The organism is Candidatus Laterigemmans baculatus, assembly GCF_010367455.1.
GTDB classification, from domain to species: domain Bacteria; phylum Planctomycetota; class Planctomycetia; order Pirellulales; family Pirellulaceae; genus Laterigemmans; species Laterigemmans baculatus.
Genome location: NZ_WRPR01000009.1, coordinates 19,159 through 42,665 on the forward strand (window position 1 = coordinate 19,159; position 23,507 = coordinate 42,665).

12 protein-coding genes are annotated in these 23,507 nt (G+C 65.8%); 6 read left to right on the forward strand and 6 right to left on the reverse strand.

Annotated elements, in window-relative coordinates; translation table 11 throughout:
* Positions 1-7: 7 nt before the first annotated feature.
* Positions 8-3,622 carry a DUF4332 domain-containing protein gene (locus tag GNK13_RS01405; RefSeq protein WP_164100649.1) on the reverse strand — a complete coding sequence of 1,205 codons (3,615 nt, stop codon included), beginning with the start codon at positions 3,620-3,622 and terminating at the stop codon, positions 8-10.
* A gap of 353 nt (positions 3,623-3,975) precedes the next feature.
* On the opposite strand from GNK13_RS01405, the gene GNK13_RS01410 reads away from it, so the two are divergent.
* Positions 3,976-5,496, forward strand: a complete 1,521-nt coding sequence (locus tag GNK13_RS01410) for a sensor histidine kinase (RefSeq protein ID WP_164100650.1) — start codon at positions 3,976-3,978, stop codon at positions 5,494-5,496.
* Between the two features lie 26 nt (positions 5,497-5,522).
* On the opposite strand, the gene GNK13_RS01415 is transcribed toward GNK13_RS01410, so the two are convergent.
* Positions 5,523-7,058 (reverse strand): glycine betaine uptake BCCT transporter, encoded by a 1,536-nt coding sequence (locus GNK13_RS01415; protein ID WP_164100651.1) that lies wholly within the window; start codon positions 7,056-7,058, stop codon positions 5,523-5,525.
* Between the two features lie 96 nt (positions 7,059-7,154).
* Here GNK13_RS01415 and GNK13_RS01420 point away from each other — a divergent pair, with 96 nt between their 5' ends.
* From GNK13_RS01420 to GNK13_RS01435, 4 genes are all read left to right on the forward strand, one after another.
* A complete protein-coding gene (locus tag GNK13_RS01420) occupies positions 7,155-9,224 on the forward strand; it encodes a prenyltransferase/squalene oxidase repeat-containing protein (RefSeq protein ID WP_235934708.1) in 2,070 nt (689 codons plus the stop codon).
* A 71-nt stretch (positions 9,225-9,295) separates the two neighbouring features.
* Complete coding sequence (locus tag GNK13_RS01425) at positions 9,296-11,197, forward strand: polyprenyl synthetase family protein (RefSeq protein WP_164100653.1); 1,902 nt, start codon at positions 9,296-9,298, stop codon at positions 11,195-11,197.
* Between the two features lie 5 nt (positions 11,198-11,202).
* Positions 11,203-11,781, forward strand: a complete 579-nt coding sequence (locus GNK13_RS01430; protein ID WP_164100654.1) for a hypothetical protein — start codon at positions 11,203-11,205, stop codon at positions 11,779-11,781.
* A 515-nt stretch (positions 11,782-12,296) separates the two neighbouring features.
* On the forward strand, positions 12,297-13,523 hold the full coding sequence (locus GNK13_RS01435; protein WP_235934709.1) for a prepilin peptidase: 1,227 nt from the start codon (positions 12,297-12,299) through the stop codon (positions 13,521-13,523).
* Positions 13,524-13,592: 69 nt separating this feature from the next.
* On the opposite strand, the gene GNK13_RS01440 is transcribed toward GNK13_RS01435, so the two are convergent.
* The 4 genes from GNK13_RS01440 to GNK13_RS01455 all read right to left on the reverse strand — a co-directional run bounded on the left by GNK13_RS01440 (position 13,593) and on the right by GNK13_RS01455 (position 20,141).
* Positions 13,593-15,407: a GTPase gene (locus tag GNK13_RS01440; protein ID WP_164100655.1), complete on the reverse strand. Its 1,815-nt coding sequence runs from the start codon at positions 15,405-15,407 to the stop codon at positions 13,593-13,595.
* Positions 15,408-15,448: 41 nt separating this feature from the next.
* On the reverse strand, positions 15,449-17,533 hold the full coding sequence (locus GNK13_RS01445) for a hypothetical protein (RefSeq protein ID WP_164100656.1): 2,085 nt from the start codon (positions 17,531-17,533) through the stop codon (positions 15,449-15,451).
* 24 nt (positions 17,534-17,557) lie between these two features.
* A complete protein-coding gene (locus GNK13_RS01450; RefSeq protein WP_164100657.1) occupies positions 17,558-18,205 on the reverse strand; it encodes a hypothetical protein in 648 nt (215 codons plus the stop codon).
* A 73-nt stretch (positions 18,206-18,278) separates the two neighbouring features.
* Positions 18,279-20,141, reverse strand: coding sequence for a PQQ-binding-like beta-propeller repeat protein (locus tag GNK13_RS01455; RefSeq protein ID WP_164100658.1), 1,863 nt, complete (start codon positions 20,139-20,141; stop codon positions 18,279-18,281).
* 263 nt (positions 20,142-20,404) lie between these two features.
* Here GNK13_RS01455 and gyrA point away from each other — a divergent pair, with 263 nt between their 5' ends.
* Positions 20,405-23,239: a DNA gyrase subunit A gene (gyrA, locus tag GNK13_RS01460; RefSeq protein ID WP_164100659.1), complete on the forward strand. Its 2,835-nt coding sequence runs from the start codon at positions 20,405-20,407 to the stop codon at positions 23,237-23,239.
* Positions 23,240-23,507 lie beyond the last annotated feature (268 nt).

The window sequence follows — 23,507 nt, forward strand, 5'->3', positions numbered from 1 at the left end:
CAGTACGTCAGGCCGCGCGCAGGCTGCGGCGCTGTTGGGCGGCGTGGATCCAGCCGGCCACCTCGGCCCGGTCGGGCTGCTTGCCGCCGCGGAGGATCCGGCGACCCGCCGGGCTGGCTGCCAATGTAGCGACTTCCCGAGCCAAGCGGGATGGATCGCATTCGGCCAATTGATCCGGATCGACGAGGTCGACCGCGACGAGCAGCTGGGCGTCGTGGCCGCGAAGCTGTGGCACGCGGCAAACCAACTCCGCCTGCTGCTGCCATTGCAGGACCCGGTCGGAATCGACCCGGCGATTGCCGAGACGCTCGGCAAGCTCCGCCGGATCGGCCTCCAGCAGGTCCGCGACCGAGTGGATCCCGAGGCGGTTCAAGCGCGCGGCCGCTTTGGGGCCGATCGAGGGTGCGTCGACCACCGGGCTGCGGCGGTGCAGGTAGAAACGCAGCCCCGCCTCTTCGCGGGCATCCGTCGCGTCCACAGTCCGCGGCAGCGTGAGGACTTCGCGATCCGCGGTGGGATTCGCTTCGGTGGAGGATCCGTTGCGTTGGCTCCGCCCGCCGCTGCGAGCTGCCGAGTCGCCGCGCCGCGATTGCCGCTGGCCATTCCGCCGCTTGCTTTCGCCTCGCGGCGACGGCCCTTCGGCGTTCCGCAGTTGCCGCTGGCCATGCCGCTGCTGGCGAGCGACCGAGCGGTTCGCTGCCGCAATCCAGCTCGTGATCCGCGACAGCTCGTAACTCGTGCCGCTCTGCAGAATGCGGCGTCCCTGTTCGGTGGCCAAGAACGCTTCGACCTTGTCGAGCAAATGGCCGGGGTGCATCTGAGCCAGCTGACCGGCGTCGGTGAAGCCGCACCCGACCAGGACGCGAGCGTCAAAATTTCTCAGCTGCGGGACCGTGCATACCAGCTCGGCCTCGCCTTGCCAGCGACGCACGACCCGCGGCGTCACGTCGGTGAGCTGGAGTTGCTCGGCGAGCGAGCGGGGGTCGGCCGCCAGCAGTTGCCCGACCCGCAGGATGCCGACCTGGGCGAGCCGCTCGGCGGCGACCGCGTCGATCGATGGTGCTTGGTCGACTGGACTATCGCCGGTCAGAAAAAAAGGGCTGGCCGGGCCTCGCGATACCCGGTCGACTGGTCCGCGATCGGCATCCAAACCGACGGTGGCCAAGTTGTTTGCGGCCAAGTTGTTTGCGGCCACGCCGTTTCGCTCCGCTGCATCGAATCGACGCGGGGCTTCGGGGCGGGCAATGGATCGATACCAGTGCGGATCGTCGTACAGACCGTTGGCTTCACGCCACGCCGTGTCCAGGTCGCGATTGAGGTTCGCCAGCGTGTCGATCCGAGGCAGGTTCCGCGAGTCGTCGCGGTACCGCAACTGGATGTACTCGGGCGTCGCCAGCGACTGCACGCGGCCGCCACGGGTGCGAATGGCGTCGGCCAGGGAGCGACTTTCGGTGAGCACGATTATCTGCCGCCCCGCGTCGCTGTAGCGGGCCAGCACGGCGGCCAAGCGAGCCGGCGCATCGGACGTGAAGTAATTCGCCGCCGGGTCATCGAGCAGCAGCGGCACTTGAGACCCGCGGCGGCTGAGTTCTTCAGCGGCGGCCATCCGGATCGCCATTGCGATCGTTTGCCGATCGGCTGGACTCGTTCGTTCCAGCGGCCTCCCATCGACGCGCAACGTTCCGTCGGCTTCGGTCCACAGCCGCCCGTTTCCTTGGGCCGCGCTCCACTGCGGCCCGAGCTGGGCCAGCCAACGCGATGCGGCTGCCATCAGCGGCGACGGGCGGTTTGCTTCGCGGAGTCGTTCCTCGAGGTGCCGCTGATGGCGCTGGAGTTCTTCCTGCAGGGTCGCTCGCGAATCGAGCCACCGCAGAAGTTCTTCGATCCGCCCCAATTCGGAGCGGCAGGCATCGCGACGCCGGGCATCGACCTTCGGCTCGACCGCGGGGATCTCCCGCAGGCGAATCTGCAGCAAGCGAATTTCGTTGCCCCGTTCGTCGAGGCGGCTCACGGTTCGTCCCAGTTTGTCTAGCGACTCCGTGCGTTCTTGCTCCAGACGCTGGCGACGCGATGCCTGCACGGCAGCCCCGTCGGGGCGGGTGGGGCATTGGTCGATCAGCAGCAGGAAGAAGTTGCGGAGGTCGAGCAAGCGGTCGATGAAGCGGATCAGGAGATCATGGCAGAGGCGCAGCTGCTCTCGTTGCGCATCGTAGGACGGAGCCGCCTGGAGCTCGCCCAGCCGCCGCCCGCAATGGCTCAACTCGTCCCGCATCACCCGCAGCGAATCGATACATCCTCGCAGCGTCGCTCGATCCGCAAGCGACACCGAGCCGGCAAGCATTGACGAGCCGGCAAGCATCCCCGAGCTGGTCAGAGGAGCGGCGAAACCGTCCTCCTCCCGCTCGGAAAACCAGCGGCTCTCGAGCGTCGGCGAGTCATACCGCTGGACGAGAATCTCGAGCTGACGGCGGATCGCCTCGAGACGCCAGTGGAGGGGACGAGCGCTGGGCGACTCGGTCCGGTGGGACAGCGGGGTGGGAACGTCGGAGGTTTTGGGTTTCGGCTCGGTGGCCTCTTGAACGTGCGAGTTGTGGTAGTGCGGATCGCGAATGCCAGCCGGCTGGGGCCGCTCGTTGCGTTCGGTTTCGGCCCACAATTCGGCCAGTGACTCACGGACCGAGCAAACTTCGCGAAGCGTGCTTCGCCACCGCATCAGCTGGTTGTCGAGCGCTTCGAGCTCGCGGCGTTCGGCTGCGGTGTCTCGCCAGGCCGGGTTTGCGGTGGGGAGGTCGCGGGTCTTGGCCAGCTCGGTTTCGATTTCCGAAAGTCGGAGGCGAAGTTGGCTTTCCTGGCGTCCGAGCCGGGCGACTTCGTCGTGGGCCTCCAACAGCTCTGCGGTCAGCTCGTCGCGGCGCTGGTCGTGACGAGCAGGCATCCGCTCCAGGCGAGCGATCTCTTCCAGTTCGGCCAGCAGCCGATCGCGCGTCGCTTCGAGCTCGGCACGCGTCGCTTCAGTTTCCTTAAACGGGCCAAGCTCATGGAACGTGGCGGGTTCGCACTCATCCTCGCCGGCCGGTCGATCGCGGAAGGGGCGGGCGGCCAGCTGTCGCTTGAGCGTCGCGATCGTTTCCCGCAGCCGGGCGATGGCTGCCTCGTTGTCGACACTCGCCACCGTGTCCAGCCCCGCCGCACGGCAGGCGTCGAGGATCGCGGGCACCGACGTTTGGTGCGTGGCCGCCACAATCGCGTCGAGGGTCTGCCGGGGCAGCTCACTCATGCGATCGAGATGGTGGTAATTGCGGGGATCGCGGTAGCCGTAGTGATGGTCGTGGATGTGGCCGTTGCGGGCGACGTAATCGACCGACAGACGCCCGGCCGGCGTTCCGTCGCGTTCGCGGCGGCAGTACAGCAGCCCTTCATGGTCGGCCCAGACGACCGATCCGGTCGCCCCGCGATGCCACTGGCGATCGGTCCCCAGCATCACGCTGCGAAGAAACTCGAGCGTGGTCGTCTTGCCCGCCCCTCGCGCCCCGTAGATCGCATTCAAACGATGAGAAAACGGTCCAAGCTGGATGCGTTCCAGCGAACCGCAGGAGTCGATTTCGATTCGGTCGAGCAACATTGGGTCTGGCTCCTCCATGGCCTGGGGTTCGTGGGCCGAGAGGCCTGCAGGGCAGGTTCTGGGGAGCCACGAAATCTTCCGTGATGCGGGACTTTTTTTCCGAGCAACCCCGCGGGAGGGGCCGCGCACTCGTCCGCTGCATCGGCTGACTTTAACCAAACTAGCAAGATTGGCGAAATACCGATTCGGGAGGATCGCTGCGGTCGTCGGCAATCCGAACCGAGCTCGCAATCGTTAAACCACGCCCATCCGTTCCAAAATCCGGGATCCCAAGCGGAAACAGCCCGCATTCTCGCAGCTCGTCGCTCGCCGTGTGCCGACATCAGCGACACCCAAGCAAAGCGAGTGACACCATGCCGATCCTGTCCATGTTTCATCCGGAGCCCGAGCGAGTGGCCCCCGCCGCAGCAGACCGCACCGCGGCGGTTCGCCGCCGCTCGAGTGACAACGCCGCGAACCCGTACGTCGAAGTGGCCGCCCGGCTGCTGAGCGAAACGGCGCATGACATCCGCTCTCCGCTCGCCGGGGTTCGCGAGTTGGTGCGGCTGGTCTGCGACGGCGAGCTGGGAGCGACGAACGCGGCGCAGCGGGAGATGCTCGGCGAAGCGATGCGGCAGTGCGACGTGATCGCCGGGCTCGTCGACAACATGCTGCAATTGGATCGGCTGCGAAGCGGGCTGCCGCGGACTCGCCGCCAGTGGTTCATTCCGACCGCAATTCCCTCTGCCGTCGACGCGGCGATCCGCAGCGCGGCGACCGCTCGCCGCGTTGCCGTGCGGTGGGATGGCTTTGATGGTCGACATGGGCCGCTGTTCGGCGACGAACCGCTGATCCGCCGCTTGCTGGTCAACCTGGTGGGCAACGCGATCGCCGTCAGCGAGCAGGGACGGAGCGTGCTCGTGCGGATGAGCCCCCCTGCCGCGACCGCCACGGTGCGATTGTCGGTTTGCGATCAGGGACCGGGGCTGTCCGAGGAAAGCTTCGGCAGTCTGGCCGCGCGAGGCGTCAGCGGGACTGGCGGATCGGGGCTGGGGCTGGCGATCAGCCGCACGCTGGCGGCGCTCCATTTTGCCCAGTTGACGGTCGAGTCGAGAGTGGGCGAGGGAACCGAGATCGGTTTCGAGCTGCCCGCGGCTGGCCCCGCTTCGGTTGCCGATGCGCTCTACCGCTGGCGCGCTTTGGCAGCGACCCGTGGCGCAGCGACCCGTGGCGCAGCGACCCGTGGCGCGGCGACCCGGAGCGCGGCGACCCGTGGCGGGGGGGGCGAGCCGCGGGGCAGCGAGCGCGAACCGCACGAGGCGCGGCGGACGATTCCTTTCGACGGGCCGCGGCCGCGGTTCCCCGCCGCCGTCACGATCGTCACGCTTCGCGGGCTCGAGAAGACCACTCGCCTCGGTTCGGGCGGGGGCCGCGAGCAACGGCTGCGCGAGCTGCAAGCGATCGACGACCTCCTGCAGTCCGATCAGCGTTTGCACGAGTTGGTCTATCGCACCGACAGCAGCCGTTGGGTTCTGCTGTGGGATAACTCGCCGGACGAGGCCCGGCGGCGAATCGCTTCGGTCGAAAGCCAATTGCGGAACGGTGCCGCGAGTTTCGAGCTGGTCTGGTCCGAGCCGATCGAGCAGCCGGTCGCGGGCCGCGGCGACCGGACCCGGCTTCGCGAGTGGTTGGTCCGCGACGCGTTGCAAGCGTCGAGCCGCCCGGTGGTCCGTCACGACCGGAGCGGTCGCCAGCAAGATCCGTCGCAGGAGAGCGTCGCCGTGGCCAGTCGCCGCTTGGACGCCGAACTGGTGCGGCTGAGCCATCGCCTTCGCCACCAGACCGATCAGCTGCAGACGCAGGCCGATCGGCTTACCAAGGCGCTGCGCAGCTGAGTCGCCGACGCTCGGCCGAGCCCCCCCTACGGCTGCGTCCGCTCCGCTTGCAGCAGCTCGTCCAGCTTGTGACGTCTCGCCCGTTCCCGCTCGCGGTTCAGCCGGTCTTCCTCGCCGAGCGACCGCATCAGTGCGACGCACATCAGGACCATGATCACGGCGAACGGTGCGGCGGCGACGATCGCAGCGGTTTGCAGGCCCTGCAGACCCCCGCTGAGGAGCAGGACGGCGGCGATCGATGACTGCAGCAATCCCCAAACCAGCTTCACCCGATTCGTGGGAGTCAAGCGTCCTTCCGAGGAGAGCATCCCTAGCACAAAAGTTGCGGAATCGGCCGAGGTGATGAAGAACGTGACGATCAGCACAGTGGCAAGCGCGGAGATCAACGCTCCCAGCGGAAGCTGTTGCAGTGTGATGAACAAGGCTGAGGTGATGTCTTCTTCGACCGCGGCAGCGATCCCCTGATGCTCGAGGGCTTCCAAGTGGAGCGCGGTTCCACCAAAGGTCGAGAACCACACGAAGCTGAACAAGGAAGGAACCAACAGCACGCCGAGCACGAATTCCCGAATCGTTCGACCCCGCGAAATCCGGGCGATGAACATGCCCACGAACGGCGCCCAAGCGATCCACCAGGCCCAGTAGAAGATCGTCCAGTCGGCGACCCACGTCCCCTCGCTGAATGGCGTGAGCCGCAGACTCATGGGAATCAAGTTATGGATGTAGCCTCCTAGAGTGGTCGTGAAGACGTCCAGCAGAAAAGCGGTGGGGCCCGCGATCAGGGCGAAGAGCAGGAGGATTGCGGCCACCATCAGATTTACGTTGCTGAGGATTTTGATCCCCCGATCGAGGCCCGTTAATGCCGAGAGCATGTAGAGCAGGGTGACGATCCCGATGATCCACAGCTGGATCCCAATCGTCGCGGGGATGGCTGTCAGATGCGCCAGTCCGCCGCTGATCTGCATCGTTCCGAATCCGAGAGACGTCGCCACTCCGAAGACGGTGGCGAGGATTGCGAGGATGTCGATCGCTTTGCCAGCCGGGCCCTCGGCGTGTTTACCCAAGAGAGGGTAGAACGTGCTGCTGATCAGCGAGGGACGCCCTTTGCGAAAGCTGAAGTAGGCAATGCACAGGGCGATCGTGGTGTAGATTGCCCAGGCGTGCAGGCCCCAATGAAAGAACGCGTACCGCATCGCCGCGCGAGCCGCTTCGGGCGTCTGCGGCAAGACCCCTGGCGGTGGCGTTTGGTAGTGGCTGACCGGTTCGGCGACGCCCCAGAAAACCAGGCCGATGCCCATCCCGGCGCTGAACAACATCGCAAACCAGGATCGGTTTCCATACTTGGGCTCGTCGTCATCCAACCCGAGTTTTACGTTTCCATGCCGGCTGAACGCCAGGTACAGAACGAAACTTAGGAATCCCAGCGTGGCGACGAGGTAGAACCAGCCAAAGTACTTCGTCGTCACGCTCAGGAGAGCCGCCGATCCCGCGCCCAATCCCGCAGGATCGATGACGCCCCAGAGGACCACGAGACTCGCGAGCACGACAGAGATATAGAAAACCATGAAGCTCCGATCGATCTGCGTCGGGATGTCACCGCACGAGAGCAGGTTAGATTGGAAACCGCTTTCCTCCAACCTCTCTGCCCCTGCCCGATGATCGTGCCGCACCATTCTATCCTCGCCGAAACCCGCCAGACGCTCGACCGGCTGCGGGGCGAACTGCTCGACGAGCGGGGCCGTGCGGCGCACTGGACCGGGACGCTTTCCCCAAGCGCGCTGTCGACCGCGACGGCCGTCAGCGCTTTGGCGGTCGTCCGCCGCAGCGCGCCCGAGGCGGCCCCTGAGACGACTTCCGCAAGGTCGCTTGAGGCGATGATCGCCGCGGGGATCGATTCACTGCTGGATTCGCAAAACCGCGACGGCGGGTTTGGCGACACCGACCGCAGCTATTCGAACATCGCCACCACGATGCTGGGGATCGCCGCCCTGCGGCTGGGCACCGCGAGGCCCCATTCCGCGGTCGCCGCCGCGATCGACCGCGCGGAAAGTTACGTCGAGCGGGCCGGCGGGATTCCCGCTCTGCGGCGACGATATGGAACCGACAAAACGTTCGTGATTCCGATCCTCACCAATTGCGCCTTGGCGGGGATGGTCTCGTGGCGGGAGATTCCGGCCTTGCCGTTCGAAGCGGCCGCGGTTCCGCAGTCGCTGTATCGCCGGATGCGGATGCCGGTGGTCAGCTACGCGATTCCCGCCCTGGTCGCGATCGGCCAGGCTCACTTCTTTCACGCCCCTCCCCGCAACCCGCTCCTCGCCTGGCTCCGCCGCCGGCTGGTGGGGCGGACGCTCGAGGTTCTCGAGCGGATGCAGCCAGCCAGCGGCGGGTACCTGGAAGCGACGCCGCTGACTTCATTTGTGCTGATGAGCCTCGCGTCGACCGGTCGCGCCGCCCATCCGGTCTCGCAGCAGGCGGTGCGGTTTCTGCGGGAGAGCCAGCTGGAGGATGGATCGTGGCCGATCGATACGAATCTGGCGACCTGGGTGACCTCGTTGGCCGTGCACGCCCTAGCCTCCGACCCGGAAGACGATGCGGCTTGGGCGGACGACGCGTTGCTCGAATGGTTGCTCCGCTGCCAGCACACCGAGCGTCATCCATTCACCGGTGCTGAACCTGGCGGATGGGGCTGGACCGACCTCAGCGGTGCCGTTCCCGATGGGGATGACACGCCGGCAGCGATTCTCGCCCTGGCCGAGCTGCAGAAAAAAACGCCGCCGCAAAGTTCTTCCGGCCGTGCGGCTGGCGTTCGGCAGCGGGTGGAGAAGGCAAGCCAAGCTGGAGCGGGCTGGCTGCTGCAACTTCAGAATCGCGACGGGGGTTGGCCGACCTTTTGTCGCGGCTGGGGCCGGTTGCCGTTTGATCGCAGCAGCACCGATCTGACGGCCCACGCCCTCCGCGCCCTCGATAGGCTCCGTACACTCTGCGCGCCCCGCACGCTCGAAGCGGGAGGGGCCGACCTGCGACAGGCGGCTCTCCAGCGGGCGGCGGCTCGCGGCTGGCGGTTTCTGCGGAAGTCGCAGCAGGCTGACGGTTCGTGGTTGCCGCTGTGGTTTGGCAATCAGGACAATCCGGACGATGGGAATCCGGTGTACGGGACTGGCCGGGTGCTGCTGGCGCTCGATCCGAGCGACTCTGAGCAGCGGGCGGCGGGGATCCGGGCGGCCGATTATTTGCTCGCCGCGCAAAACGCCGATGGCGGTTGGGGAGGCGGCATCTCGCGGACGCAGTGGCTGCGCCGTGAGGAGGGGCTCGACGGGGAAGCGGAGGGCGTGACGAGCAGCGTCGAGGAGACGGCGATCGCGCTGGAGGGATTGGCGGCATTTGTGCTGTCTGCGGAAGGGGGGCAAGCGGCGCGGGGGCAGGCCGAGGCCGAGCGGAGGGGGAATTCCGGTTACGCAGCCGAGCGTTGTTCCGGTTCCTCTGAGAGGGACGCGAATGGTGGTGGAGAATCGCGATATCGTTCAGCTATAATCCGAGCGATGACGTTTCTCTGCCGGGCGGTTCGCGAGGATCGTCATCACAACCCGTGGCCGATCGGGTTTTACTTTGCCAAACTGTGGTACCACGAACGTTTGTATCCCACCATTTTCGCGACCGCTGCGCTTGGGACCGCGAGTCGGCTCCTTGGGCAACCCCACGCCGATCCGCAGCGGGATGTCGAGCGAGCCTAAACCGGCTATCCTCGGCACGTCTGCAGCCCGCCGTCTGAAATAGATTCCGCCATCGAGAAGGGACCCCCGCGTTGTCGATCCTCACGCCGTCCACCTCCGATGCATCCGCACCCCAGGCTCCCCGCAGTCGTCGGCGCAAAACCAGCCATCTGAAGCTCGTACCGGAGACGCGGGAAGCCCGCGAGGCATTGCGGCAGCGGTGTCGGGACGTGGCGGCGCGGATGGACAAATCGGTGCCGCTCGGCAAGGACGAGATGGAGCGGGTCGCCCGGCGGTTGCTCGAAGAAGCAGGGCTGCCGGAGGGCTACGTGGGCTGGACGATGGTCATGCTCAGCTCCGAATTTTGGGCCGAGTCGATCGCCGCAGTTCCGCCCGAGCGGCGGCTGTTCTTGCTGCCGCATTGCCTCAAGCACGCCGAGGGCTGTCCGGCCGATTACGATCAGTTCGGGATGAACTGCAAGCAGTGCGGAGCGTGCTCGATCGCCGACTTCCGCACGGTCGCCGAGGAGATGGGCTACCGCGTGCTGGTCGCCGAGGGGTCGCCGGTGGTGATGAAGATCATCGTCAGCGGTTACGTCGACGCGATCTGCGGAGTGGCCTGCCTGAACGTGCTGGAAAAAGCGATCGACAAAATTTTGCTCGCCGGAATCCCCTGCATGGCGGTGCCGCTGCTCAGCAGCGATTGCCGCAATACGAGCGTCGACGAGGACTGGGTCGATGCGATGATCCGCACGCCCTACCGACCGGCGGCCCAGCAGACGCGGTCCTACCTCCATCTGATGCGGGTCGCAGCGGATCTCTTTGAGCCCGAGCGGCTGGACCAGATTGTTCCGCGGGCGCGGGGCGGCCAGCCGCTTGGCGACAGCGTGGGCAAAGGGAGCGTGGGGGAAGGGAGCGTGGGGGAAGGGAAAGAGAGTGGCGAGGAGGACGATCCGCTGCGCGGCACCGACCCAATCGCCGCCACCGAATCGTTGGCGTATGACTTCTTGTCCCGCGGCGGCAAGCACTCGCGGCCGTTCATCACGCTGGCCGCCTACGACGCGCTGGTTGGCGATCGGGCGACCGGTCCCGATGGCGCCGAAGCGGCCGCGGCGATATCCGAACCGATCTGCCGGGCGGCGATGTCGATCGAGACCTTTCATAAAGCCAGCCTGGTTCACGACGACATCGAAGACGACGACGCGTTTCGCTACGGTGTGCCCGCCCTGCATCGCCGCTTCGGGACGGCGACCGCCATCAACGTCGGCGACTATCTGATCGGGATGGGGTATCGATTGGTCTCTCGGGAGGTGGCGGCCCTCGGTGCCGAGACGACCGCGGATATCCTCGACTGTTTGGCAAACGCCCACACCCGGTTGGCCGAAGGGCAAGGCGCGGAGCTGATTTGGCGCGATGGCAAGAACCGCCGCCTCTCGCCACTCGACGCGCTGAAGGTTTACGCCCTGAAGACGGCGCCGGCTTTCGAAGCGGCCCTCTACACCGGAATTCGCTTGGCGGGACCAGCGACCGAGTATGCCGAGCCGGTGCGAACCTTCAGCCGCAATCTCGGCGTCGCCTTCCAGATCCTGAACGATTTGAACGACTGGGACGGCGACGACTACAACAAGATGAGCGCCGGCGGCGATACGCTCGGCGGCCGACCGACGCTGCTGTTCGCTCTGGCGCTGCAGAATCTTCCCGAGGCCGAAGCCGACGAGCTGCTCTCGCTCTGTTCGGCGGACAACTCCGATCCGCCTGCGCCGCGGCTGGCCCGCGTCCGCCGGTTGTACGAGCAGGCGGGCGCCTTCGAGGCGGCCCATCGGTTAGTCGACAAGCATCAGCAGCGGGCTGAGGAAGTCGCCGACGCCATCGAGCCCGAGTCGCTTCGTCGGCTGTTCTACTATCTGGTCGATACCGTCCTCGAGCGTCCCGCTGAGCAATCCCCCGAGGTCGTCTCGCTCGGATCGCTGCCCATTACCGCCAAGCAGGCGTAAGAAGCGTGCAAAGCCTCCGGCCTGAGCCCCCGACCGTCGATCTGATGGAGTTGATCACGCTCTTCTATCCCGCTCCGAGTGAGTTGGGGGATTTTCAGGCGTGTCTGGAGCCTGTGACGGTTCCCGAGCCGCACCGCCGGTTGCTCGACCATGAAGAGCACATGACGGTCACGGTCGAAGCATTCCACGGCAGCCCGGTCGATGTCCGCGTCGCCCGCACTCACTACAGCCGCGAGGCGGCGACCAGTGGGAACTGGTATGCCCGCGAGATCACGCTGCACCGGCAATCCGACGGGCGCCCGGTGCAGTACGGGATCGTGCGGCTGAACATCGATCTGCTCGACCCGATCGTGTGGGAGGAGATCGAAGCTCAGGAAACGCCACTCGGGCGGGTGTTGATTCGCCATCACGTGCTCCGCGAGGTCGCCCTATGCGGACTGTGGCGAGTCGAAGCGGGAGAGCCGCTGGCCGAGTTGCTGGAGATGCCGGCCGGCGGTGTCACCTTTGGCAGGACCGCACGTATCTTCTGCGATCGGCTCCCCGCGATCGAGCTGTTGGAGATCGTCGCTCCGGGATCGTCCTAATTCTTCATGGATGTTCAGCCGCCATGGGCTGGCTCGGATGATTCATCAGCCGCCGGGCGCTAGCCCCCGGTTTCTGAAAACGCCGTGACAACCGGACGCTAGCCCGGATGATTCATCAGCCGCCGGGCGCTAGCCCCCGGTTCCCGAAAACGCCGTGATAACCGGACGCTAGCGCGTGGCGGCTGATTTAGCGCACTGTCTCGCGAGGGTCTGTCGCAACTTCAAACACCACATGAACTTACAACACAACTATCCAAACGCATGAATAATCCGGGCTAGCGCGTGGCGGCTGATAAGAGGCCGGGCTAGCGTACAGCGTTTCGTCCACAACTTTCGCGGAGCGAAAGGCGACTATGCTTCCGCAACTTTCGCGGAGCGAAAGGCGACTATGCTTCCACAACTTTCGCGGAGCGAAAGGCGACTATACATTTTGAAGCCATCCGCCCTGTTTTCGTTTCTGTCCGCACACCGTCTGAATCGCTGTGGTTGCTCTGTGGCTCACGTTGCCTGTCGCGGTGCAGTACGGAATCATTGCGGTGGTGGCAGCGATCTACGGCGGAATCGTCAATTGGGCGATCTACTCCCTGGCCTATAATCCGCGCCCGATTTCGCCTTGGAGTTCTCCCGACCCGGCGGCGCCGCCGCGCCGAGCGGTGGATCGCATTCCGATCGTCGGTTGGTGGGGGCTCCGCCGCGAACGGCAATTGCATGGGAGCGGTTTTTGGATCCGGCCGCTGCTGATCGAGTTCGCCTTCTCGATCCTCGCCTGCGGGCTCTACTACTACGAGACTCGCTATGGCGGCCTGTTGGCTCCGCAGCTTCGCGATCAGCTGGACGTGCCGGGGCTGGCCCACTGGATGCATTTTCTCTTCTTCTGCCATCTGCTGCTGATGGGGTTGATGGCGGCAGCGACGTTCATCGATTTCGACGAGCAAACGGTACCCGACGCGATCACGATTCCAGGAACGCTGCTCGGATTCGCGCTGGCGGCTCACAGCGTCGAGGCGTTTCTCCCGGTCAGTCTGCGGCATGCCGGCGGCGTCTTTCTCGAACCGGTTCTGCTGACTGCCCCGGGCGGATGGTCTGCCGACTGGAGCGGGACCGCCGGATTGTGGCTCGGGCTGGGTTTGTACGCCGGGTGGTGTTTTGCGCTCGCCGATCGGCGGGTGATCTTGCGGCGAGGCTTCCGCAAAGCGGTCACGTACTTCTTTGCCGGACTGGTGCGGTTGCCATCGTGGCGATTCTTGCTGGCGCTCTGGGTGTTCGGCAGCCTCGCGATCCTGGGCGTCTGGGCGATGGGCGAAACGCACTGGCCAGGGCTGTTGAGTTCGCTGGTCGGGATGGCGGTCGGCGGAGGGATGGTGTGGGCGGTGCGGATTGTCGCCGGCACCGCGATGGCTCAGGAAGCGATGGGCTTTGGCGACGTGACGCTGATGGGCATGATCGGTGCGTTCGTCGGTTGGCAGCCGACGCTGATCGCTTTCCCGCTCGCTCCGATGACCGCAATCTTGATCGTCGTGGTTCAGTACGCGCTGACGCGCAACCGCGTGGTCGCGTTTGGCCCCTACCTCTGCGCCGGCACCGTGGTCACGATCCTCGCTTGGGATTATTTGTGGACCTGGTATGGAGCACCGGCGTTTGCTCTCGGCTTCATCCTCCCGGTGATCCTGCTCGGCGCGCTCGGGCTGATGGGGGCGATGCTGATCACCTGGCGATGGCTGCGCGAGGCCCTCTTCGGCTGAAGGCCCTCTTTGGCTGAAGGTGGCTCTCTTCGGTCTCAAGGTTTGCTGGCGGCTGGTTCGCCAGGCGAGTTATGGGCGGACGTCACCGGCGCGGATCAACCGCTGCGCATCTTCGAGCAGCGGATCGCGGAGTTCGAGTCGCAGGACGCGGTCGTGCTGCAAGCGATCGATCGCCGCTTCGAGCCGCCGCGCGATCGCCTCCGCCGCGCGCTCCTGTTTCGAGCGCCGCTGCACCCACGTCAGCACCAGCATGGCGAACAGGGCGGTCGGCAGCAGCGACAGCAACAAGCTGGTCAGCACCATCCCGAAGCTCGGGTGGGGGAAATTTTCCAAGTCGCCGGCCAATTCGCGGAGCGACTCGTAGCTGGCGGCAAAGTAGCTGCGATAGAGTGAGACGACCGGACCGGCCATCAAACCCCAGAAGATCACGGTGCCGATTGCTCCGTAGAGCTGAGCCGCCAGCGGAGTGGGAGCGGCGCGGGCGATCTCCTCCTCGAAGATCTGCTGGGCCTCTTCCTGCAGGCTGTCGATCCCGAGCATTGCCACCGGCGAGACATCGGGGTTGCCAAAGCCCTCCTCCTCGCCATACCGCGCCTGCTCCTCCTGTGGACGGAGTCTCGCGAGCTCGGTGCGGAACCGATTGACCAGTGGCACGATTCGATCGGCGACCATCGCCGAGGAACGGGCTCGGACCGCTCCGGTGCTGGCTTCGGCCGTGCCTCGCTGGTCGGCCAGATTGCGGACACCGCTCCACGCGGCTGTGACGAGCGAGGGGAGGCTGCCGGAGAAAGCGAGGATCACCCGGTCCCAGGCTCCGTGGGTCAGATTCAGCAGCCCCAGCAGCGTGCGATAGGGGAACCAAATCGCTGCGGTCGTGACCAGCATCTCGGCCCGCAGCCGCGAGCGGATTCCGGCCCGCAGCACTCCGCCGCTGCCGATCAGCTCGATCGCCACGTCGTGCGGGAGGCTCCGCGTCGCCTCGTGCAGCCGGTCGACCGCGGCGGTCAACCGCGGCAGATGGTCGCCCAGTTGCTCACGGACCTGCTGAGCGAATTGGCGGTCGGCCGATTCGAGCCGGAGTCCCCGTCGCCGCTGGCCCACATCGCCGAGAGCGAGTTGCGGACGCAAACGGGTGGCGAGCCCTTCGACCGCTTCGGCCGCGATGGTCGCTTCATCTCGGCCGGCCAGATCGAAGTCGGGGACCAGCATCACGGGGAGAATTTCGCCCTCGGGTGCTGCGGCTCGCAGCCGATGCATGAGCGCGTCGACGTCGGTCCGCAGCTCCGCGTCATCGTCGGGGCTGCGGACGGCGTTGATGACCGGCAGGACGAGCGTGCCTTCGCTGGCGTGGACAATCCGGCCGGCGGTTTGGCTGCGGAGCTGCTCGCGGCGGATCACCAGGATCAGCACCGAAGCCATCGACAGCGCCCGGTTGGCGGCTGCGACAGTCGCCTCGTCCAGATCGGTCGCCCCCGGCGTATCGACCACCAGGTAGGGCCCGCCGAGATCGAGCATCGCGGTGGCCGAGCAATGCAGATAGCTTTCGAACCGCTCGTCGAGCCCGGCTGGCGGTTGCGGACCGACCCAGTACAAGCGTCGCGTCGCGTCCTGCTGGGCATCGCCGCTGCGAATCGCGCCGCGGACCGCGGGGTTCTCGACCAGCTGGCGGATCAGCCACGATTTGCCTTGCCCGGTCGCTCCCACGACGGCAATCACCGTCGCGTCGGGGACGCGTTGATCGAGAATCCGCTGTCGGACTTCGGCGTGTTGATCGCACAATTCGACGATCGCACGACCGGCCGGGCGATCGCCGAAGACATGCGCGGCGGCTCTGCGAATCGCCTCGACCGGCTCCTGCGAATCGAGCGAGGGCGAAGCGAGCATCGGTTTCCTAGCGGGCGAGAGGGAGTGCGGGAGGCTCGAGTTCAACGGCGGGGCAGCTGTTGTTGAAGTTCACGGATGAATTCGTCGCGGAGGTGCCACTGGACGAGCGCGGCATCGGCCGACGGTCGGGGAGCAATCGTCGGCTCGGGGAGCTGCAACTTTCTCCCGGCCACTTCGATCGTGATCGGCGTCCCCTCGTTCGTCCATCGGGGGACGCCCAGGGCATCGCAGAGGACCGCCAAGAAATTGCTCAGCTGCTGGCGGGCCGCCTGCTGCTCGACGTCGCCGCTGGTCAGGCCGCCGCCCCAAGCGGCACCGGCGACCGAGAGCCCGGCCGCGAACAGCAACTCCTTGATCGACGCGAACGCAATCACTCCGGTCCCCCCGAAGTCGAGCGGGATCATCAGGGCCGCGCCGAACGCGGCGAACACGACCGCCAGCGGCGTGAGGCCCGCTTTGAGCTTTTTCGTCACCGGCATCTGCCGCCAAACTTCACCGACGGCCAACTGCAAGCGGTGGGGATCGAGCGAGGTGAAGTCCTCATCGTCAAACCGCTCGATCGCCCGGCTGCCGCGGTGGATCAGCGTTTCCTCGCTGTCGATCCCCGGCAACCGCGAGAGATCGACGCGGGGCATGATTGCGTCCCGCAGGCGTTCGGGAGTCAGCACGCTGCCCTGCTTGCCGACTTTGATTTTTTCTTTGATGGAATTGGCCGCCGAACTGGCCATCTGCGAGGGAGTCAGCCGCTCGACGAGATCGCCGGCTCCGCCCCACAGCTTTCGCAGCCGCGAGTTCAGCTGCATTCCAAACCGGGCGTACCAGGGTGCCGCGTCGGCAAACGCTTGCGTCAACTGGCGAACGATCCGCTCCGATTGGTGCAAACGGAGCTCGCTGATCTTCCCGCCAGGCTCCCGGCGGGCAAAAAAGTCGAGGGCCGAGAGCAGCAGATCGTGGCGCATCCGCTGGGCCTCCTTCGTCGCTTCCTCAGCCGCCGCGGCGAGCCGGTCGATCCCTTCGTCCCAAACCGCTTTCCGCAAACCCTCTTCGAGCGCCAACCGCACTTGTTCAAACAGCTCGGTGCGGTCGAGCGATGCCGGGAGCGAGGCGAGCAGCCGATCGGCCGACAGGGTGGCTGGCGGATTATCGTCGGGATCTTCCGAGACGCGAAAGAATTTCGGCAGCCGATCGTCGTCGTCGACCCGCTCTTCCGGTTCCGCCGTTTTGGGGATGAACGGCTCGGCCGCGGGGACCTCGTAATCGTACGCCGCATACAGGGCATCGACCCGATGATGCTCGACCAGCGAGCGGGTGTTCTCCCACAACTGGTCGGGCGTCTGCCGCGGCCGGACTTTGTTGACCGCCAGCAGCCGGTGAACGCCCGGCATCAGCTCGGTTGCGATCCGCAGTAGATCGCCGAGCGTCGCATCGCGAATCGCCTCGCCCCCGGTGACGATGATGAAGCCGCTGCACAACTTGGCCGCTCGACGGAGCAAGTCGCGGCGAATCTCGGGGGAACCACGCCCGAAGGCTGCGTCGGAGACGATGTCGGGACAGTCGAGCAGTCCCATGCCGACCGCATCGAGCCCCGGATCGGTGGCGACGAGCGGAATCGCCAGCGCGCCTTCGCCTCCCGACTGGTTGTTGTACTGATCGTGGGCGGTCTGCGGATCCTCCGAGAGCATTTCGGGGGCGTGCCCCAGCGCGTCGCCGATCCGCTGGACCAGCAACCCCCACAGCTCCGCGTCCTCCTGCCAGCGGCTCGGCAGCCACAGCACGAACCGGTGGGTGCCCTGCTTGTTGCTCTCGCCACGCAGCGTGCGCCGCCGTCCGGCAGGACTGAGAAACGTGGCGACCAGGCTCGTCTTGCCGCTGTTGAGCATCCCCGCGACCGCCACGGTGGGATGTTTCGCCAGCGGTGCGGCCGCGTGCAGTTGGCGGCCGGCCGAGAGCACCGACTCGGCCGCTTCGGGAGCCGTTCGCCGCAGGGCGCTAAAGAAACTTTCCCGGCCGGGCTCGGGAAATTCGCGCTCGACCGCCGCGCGCCGATCGTCGTCCTCGAGCAGCGGAAGCAACTGCGTCCAACGAATCGGGGACCCAGGATCGGAAGCGCGGCCGAATCGAAACATGCGACCAGTGTAGTAGGAAGGGGCTTAGTGGTGCAGCAACTTGGGACGATCCGGTTCGGTCACGCGACTGACGATTTCCTGCAGGATCTGCTGCTCCAGCGTGACGTCGCGGCCGAGCGAGATCCAGCCGAGGGTTTTGGGTTCGGCCTCGAGGAAATCGCCCGTCTGCTCGACCGAGCCATCTTGCCGCGACGTGATCGCTCCCTCGCTCGCGAACTGCTCGTGGTCGACGTCTTCAATCTCTTTATCGACCTGAACCGCCACGGTGTACCCACCCGCTTCGGGGCGGACCGTGATGATCGCTCGCCGCCGGATCGATTGCAGCGTGCTCTGCAGCCGCTCGAAGCCCTTGGTGCTGTCCTTCCGCCAGGGCTCGAACAGCGAAGCGCCGGTCCGATACGCCGTCTCCACACGGCCCTCGAGCACGATCTCCCGCGAGGCCTGCAGCGGTTGTTCCCGGACGACGCGGAAGTAGTCGTCGACCGTGTCGATCACCTGCGACCACACGAATTCCGGTTCCGCCGGAGGCAGCACCACGGGATTCGGAATGAACGCCGGCGGAACCGGTGACGTCAAGCGATACAGCAAACTGCCACAGCCCCCCACCGCCGGCACGCCGCAAAGCAGCGCGAGCGAGAGGAAAATTCGGCAGCGGGTAGGTTGCGGACGCATCGGCAGGACTGTCGCCAGTTTCACCGCCAAACCGCAAGCCCAGTTTGTGCCCGCGTCTGGCGGTATGTGCAAGTCAGGGAACGGGCAGGCGAAAACAGACGGCGGCTTGGGCGTTCCTCAGGTACAGCCGATCACCGACGATGACTGGATGGTTCCAGGTTTTGCTGTGCAGCGCCTGGAACTGGGCGATCTCTTCGGCTTCCGCTTTGTTGGGCGTGGCCCGCAGGAGCGCCAGTTGTCCCCGCTCGCCGCTGACCAGCAGCAAGTCCTGCTCGGGAATCAGCAGCAGTTGGCCGAAGCCGTAGCGTCCCCGCTTCCACTGCCGTTGGCCGGTTTCCGCATCGATGCAGGTCAGGATCTGGTGGTCGAAGCCATACAAATAGCCTGCGTGATAGACGAAGTCATTGAAGTAGGGCTTGAGGGCGCGGGAGTGCCACTGTTCCTCGACCGTCCATTCCCGACCGCTGCGGCTGAGGCGAATCCGCCGCGTGCCGATTCCGTAGCCGGTGCCGAGGACGATCGAGTCGTCGCCGATCTGCAGCGGCTGGACGATCCGCGGCCCCAGCTTCAGTCGCCACGGATCGCTCCACAAGGCGCGTCCGTCGTTCGGGGCGAGCCCGAACGCGCCATGGCTGTCGAGCACGACGATTTGCTCCACCCCGCAGAGCGTCATTAACTGTGGGCTGCCGTAGCCGCGACCGTCGCGAAGGGCCGACCACCGGACCGATCCATCGGCCGCGTCGTAGGCGATCACCTTGGCCCCGGGGTCGCCGGCATACACGACCACCGTGTGCCCCTCGACGACCAGCGGCGAAGACGCAAAACCCCATTCGGGAATCGCGGCTCCGCTATCGGCGGCAATGTCGGTTTGCCACAGACGCCTCCCGGTGGCAGCATCGAGGGCTGTCAGTTTGCCGGTCGCCCCGAGCGCGTACAGTCGCCCGCTGTCGAACGTGGGAGTCGCCCGTGGCCCGGCGCTGCTCGCCATCTCCGAAAACCGGCCGGGATAGCTGTGGGCCCAGATCTCCTCCCCCGTCTCCGCGTCCAAGCACACGACCGCTTCTTCCTCGCCACGCTGCTCCTGAGTGAACAGTCGCCCGTCGACCGCCGCGAACGAGGACCAGCCGGGGCCGATTCGCCGCCGCCAAACCTGGGGCAGTCCCCGCTCGGGCCATTCGTTGGCGATCGCGACACCGCGGCGGACGCCGTCGCGCTGGGGACCGCGGAAGCCCGGCCAGTCCCCCGGAAGAAGCGCCACCGGGGGCGCTTCCGATGGGGGGGGCAGGGCTGGCTGAGCGGGATCGCGATTGAGCGCCGCCAGATATTTCGATTCGGCCGAGTTGCTCCAGCGAGGACTGACGGTGATCTCGAATTTCCCCGAGACGCCGTCGACTCGGGCAAGGGCCGCGAACGCCAGTGGAAGTGCCGCCGCCACGAACGTCCCACTCCGCCGCACCCCCCGGAAACACGCACTGCGGACGTTCCCGCTGAGCTCTTCGCTGCTGAGCTCAGCGCTACTGAGCTCTTCGCTGCCGGGCTCTTTCTCGCGGCAATCCCTCGAGTGCTGGCGGTCGGTAGCGACGAGCCAGGCCACCGGTAGGGCAAGCATCAGTGGGAGTACGAAGATGCACAGCCCCCAGGGGATCAGCGACTCGTCGGCGACAGCCACGGCGACGGCCACGACTGCCAGGAATACGCCCAGTCCGGCGCAGCGATTTCCCGCCGAAACTCCGCTAAATCCCAACCACCAGAGGCCCATTGCGAGGGTCGCGAGCAGGGGAGCTGCGACCAACGTCACGTACTGAACCAGACTCTGGGGCCACCCCCAGCGAGCCGCGAGGGTGCCGCCGAGCATCGCCAGCACGATCGCCACCGCGGGTGTGAGCCGCAGCTCCCGCCTGGGGATGACATCTTTCTCGGTCAGGGGCAATGGCACGGTCGGAGACCTGGGAAGCGGGGGAGGTTGGGAGGAGACGTCGGGGCGAAAAATGGAGGCTCGACGGGAGGCAGCCAGGGCACGCGGCGAGCCAACTCAGCGCGGTGATGCTGGCATTTCTTCAAACCCAACGCATCAAAGGACTTGCGGCAACGCGTGCGGCCGGGGGTGCGGTTGTCGATAGGAGCCAAAACGCTTACAATCCGGGCTTCCCATGGGGGACGATTTCTCCGTCCCCGTGATTCTCTCGCGAGGGCGGCTCCTTGGCATCTGACGGCAATGGAAACGGTGAGAACGGTGATCTTCCTGTGGAGCCGACGGCCCAGGAGAACAACGGTGGCAACGGAGGTGCCGGTGCGCTGCGTTTGATCGATCTCCCGATCGAAGAGGAGTTGCGGGAGAGTTTTTTGACCTACGCGATGAGCGTCATCGTCAGCCGAGCGCTGCCGGACGTCCGCGACGGGTTGAAACCGAGTCAGCGGCGAATCTTGGTCGCCATGAACGACCTGAATTTGGGGCCCGCCAGCCGCCGCGTCAAATGCGCCAAAATCTCCGGCGATACTTCGGGCAATTACCACCCGCACGGCGAAAGCGTGATCTACCCGACGCTGGTGCGCATGGCCCAGGAATGGAACATGCGCTCGGTGTTGATCGACAAGCAGGGGAATTTTGGGTCGATTGCCGGATTGCCACCGGCGGCGATGCGATACACCGAAGCGCGACTCTCGGCGGTCGCCTCGATGCTGCTCGACGACCTCAAGTTCGATACGGTCGACTTCGTTCCCACCTACGACGAATCGCGGACCGAGCCGACGGTCCTGCCGAGCCGCTTTCCGAACCTGTTGGTCAACGGTGCCAGCGGGATCGCGGTGGGGATGGCGACCAGCATTCCGCCGCACAACCCGACCGAAGTCTGCGATGCGATCATCCGCGTGATCGACGACCCGGAAGTCTCGATCGACGAGCTGATGGAGATCATTCCCGGTCCCGACTTCCCGACCGGAGGGATCATCTGCGGACGGGCGGCGATTCGCCGGGGCTACCACACCGGTCGCAGCACGGTCGTCGTGCGGGCACGCTGCACGATCGAGCAGATGAAGGGGAATCGCTCGCGGATCGTCGTCACCGAAATCCCCTACCAGCAGTACCGTGACCGCGTGATCGAGAAGATTGCGGCGCTGGTCAACGGCGAGCGGATCAAGGGGATCTCGGGCATTCGCGACGAGAGCGATCTGAACGAGCCGGTGCGGTTGGTGATCGACGTCAAGCGGGATGCCGATCCCGACGTGGTGCTCAACCAGTTGTACCAGTTCTCGCCGCTGCAGGATTCGTTCTCGCTGAACCTGCTGGCGCTGGTCGACGGCAAGCCGCGCGAGCTGTCGATCAAGGAGTTGATCACCGAGTTCATCCGCCACCGGGTGACCGTGATTCGCCGCCGCACGCAGTTCCTGCTGGCGCGGGCTCGCCGCCGCAAACACACCGTCGAAGGTCTGTTGTTGGCTCTGGCCGACATCGACGAGATCATTCGGATCATCCGGGCGAGCGCCACGCAGGCGGAAGCGAAAACGGGTTTGATGGGCGTCGAATGCCCCGCTTCGATGATGCAGCGGGCTCTCGGTGACGCCGGCTTCGAGCACTTCAAGATGGAGCGGGGGGAACGCGAGACGTACACCCTGACCAGCGTTCAGGCCGACGCGATCCTGCGGATGACGCTCGGCCAGTTGGTCAACCTCGAACAGCAAAAGCTGGCCGACGAGCACGCTCAATTGCTCGAGGAAATTGGTCGCTATTTGGAAATCCTCGGCGATCCTCAGATCATCTACGACATGATCCGCGAGGACATGGAGGAAGCCAAACGCCGCTTCGGCGACGCGCGGCGGACCGAGATCAGCGGCCAGGAAATCGGCAACATCGATCTCGAGGATCTGATCGCCGAAGAGACGATGGTCGTTTCGATCTCCCACCGCGGCTACATCAAACGCATTCCGGCGAGCACCTACCGCGCCCAGCGCCGCGGGGGCAAAGGACTCAAGGGCGCCAAGACCGAGGATGAGGATCCGATCGAGCACCTGTTCGTCGCCAGCACCCACGCCTACCTGCTGTTCATCACCACCGCTGGGAAGGTGTATTGGCAGAAGGTTTACGATCTGCCCCAACTGGCCCGCGAAGCCCGTGGGCGGGCGATCGTCAACTTGCTGAACCTCTCCGAAGGGGAGCAGATCGCCCAGTGCCTGGCGGTCCGCGACTTCGACCAGCCCGGACACTTCATCATGATGGCCACCCGCGGTGGGCTGGTGAAGAAGACGCCGCTGGAAAGCTACAGTCGTCCCAAGCGGGGCGGGATTATCGCCATCAAGCTCCGCGAGGGGGATGAGCTGGTCGACGCGGCGGTCGTCGGTCCCGGATCCGAGGTCGTGCTCGTGACCAGCCAAGGGATGGCGATCCGCTTTGCCGAGAGCGACGCGCGACCGATGGGCCGCAACACCTCGGGCGTCAAAGGCATCACCCTCGGCAAATCGGATCACGTCGTCGGGATGGTGGTCGCCGATCCCGACGCCACGCTGCTGACGGTGTGCGAGAAAGGGTACGGCAAGCGGACTTTCTTCGGTCCCAACGCGGCGACGACCGCAGAGGCCAACGGTGACGAGGCCAACGCCGCTGAGACCAATGGAGCGGAGTCCGACGGTGAAGAGGAGTCGGCCGAGGAAGAATCGACCAGCGGCTCGGCCCGCTATCGGACGCAGCGTCGGGGTGGCAAGGGGCTCCGCGACATTCGCACCAGCGATCGCAACGGCAAAGTCATCGACATCGTCCGCGTCACCGATGAAGACGAGATCTTGATGATGACGGCCCGGGGCAAGATTCAGCGGATCGCCGCGCGGGAGATCAACGTCATCGGACGCAACACGCAAGGCGTTCGGATCATGAGCCTCGATTCCGAAGATTCGTTGGTCGCAGCGGTTCACGTTCCGGTCGAGGAAAGCGTGGAGAACGAAGCCGAGGCGGTTGGCAAGGCTGCCCTCCCCGAGCCCCCGATCATCGAAGGGGGCGAGGCCGTCGGCGGCGTGATGGGATCGCCGGAAGGTGACGAGGAGTAGGTTCTGTCAAAAGACCCGGGACGGCACCCTCCCCCCGGGAGGGTCGCGAGGAACGAGCGGGGAGGGCGCTGCGCGACGTAGAGCTCTCAACAGGGCCGCTTCAGCGGGCCCTCCCCGGGCCTGAGAGCCAGGCCCACCCAGGGGGAGGGTGACGGTGAAATATCGTTTTCTGATAGAGCCTAGCTGAACAGCGCCACTTTGGATTGGTTCGGAGCGGGACGGCTCGCAGAAAAATCGTTTAACGGCAAGCCGAAGGCGACTGCTTTTT

What these genes read in the sequence shown, in the direction of transcription:
- GNK13_RS01445 (WP_164100656.1), bottom strand. Translation starts at nt 17,533, where the DNA reads ATGTTTCGATTCGGCCGCGCTTCCGATCCTGGGTCCCCGATTCGTTGG.
- GNK13_RS01440 (WP_164100655.1), bottom strand. Translation starts at nt 15,407, where the DNA reads ATGCTCGCTTCGCCCTCGCTCGATTCGCAGGAGCCGGTCGAGGCGATT.
- GNK13_RS01415 (WP_164100651.1), bottom strand. Translation starts at nt 7,058, where the DNA reads ATGGTTTTCTATATCTCTGTCGTGCTCGCGAGTCTCGTGGTCCTCTGG.
- GNK13_RS01410 (WP_164100650.1), top strand. Translation starts at nt 3,976, where the DNA reads ATGCCGATCCTGTCCATGTTTCATCCGGAGCCCGAGCGAGTGGCCCCC.
- GNK13_RS01405 (WP_164100649.1), bottom strand. Translation starts at nt 3,622, where the DNA reads ATGTTGCTCGACCGAATCGAAATCGACTCCTGCGGTTCGCTGGAACGC.
- GNK13_RS01450 (WP_164100657.1), bottom strand. Translation starts at nt 18,205, where the DNA reads ATGCGTCCGCAACCTACCCGCTGCCGAATTTTCCTCTCGCTCGCGCTG.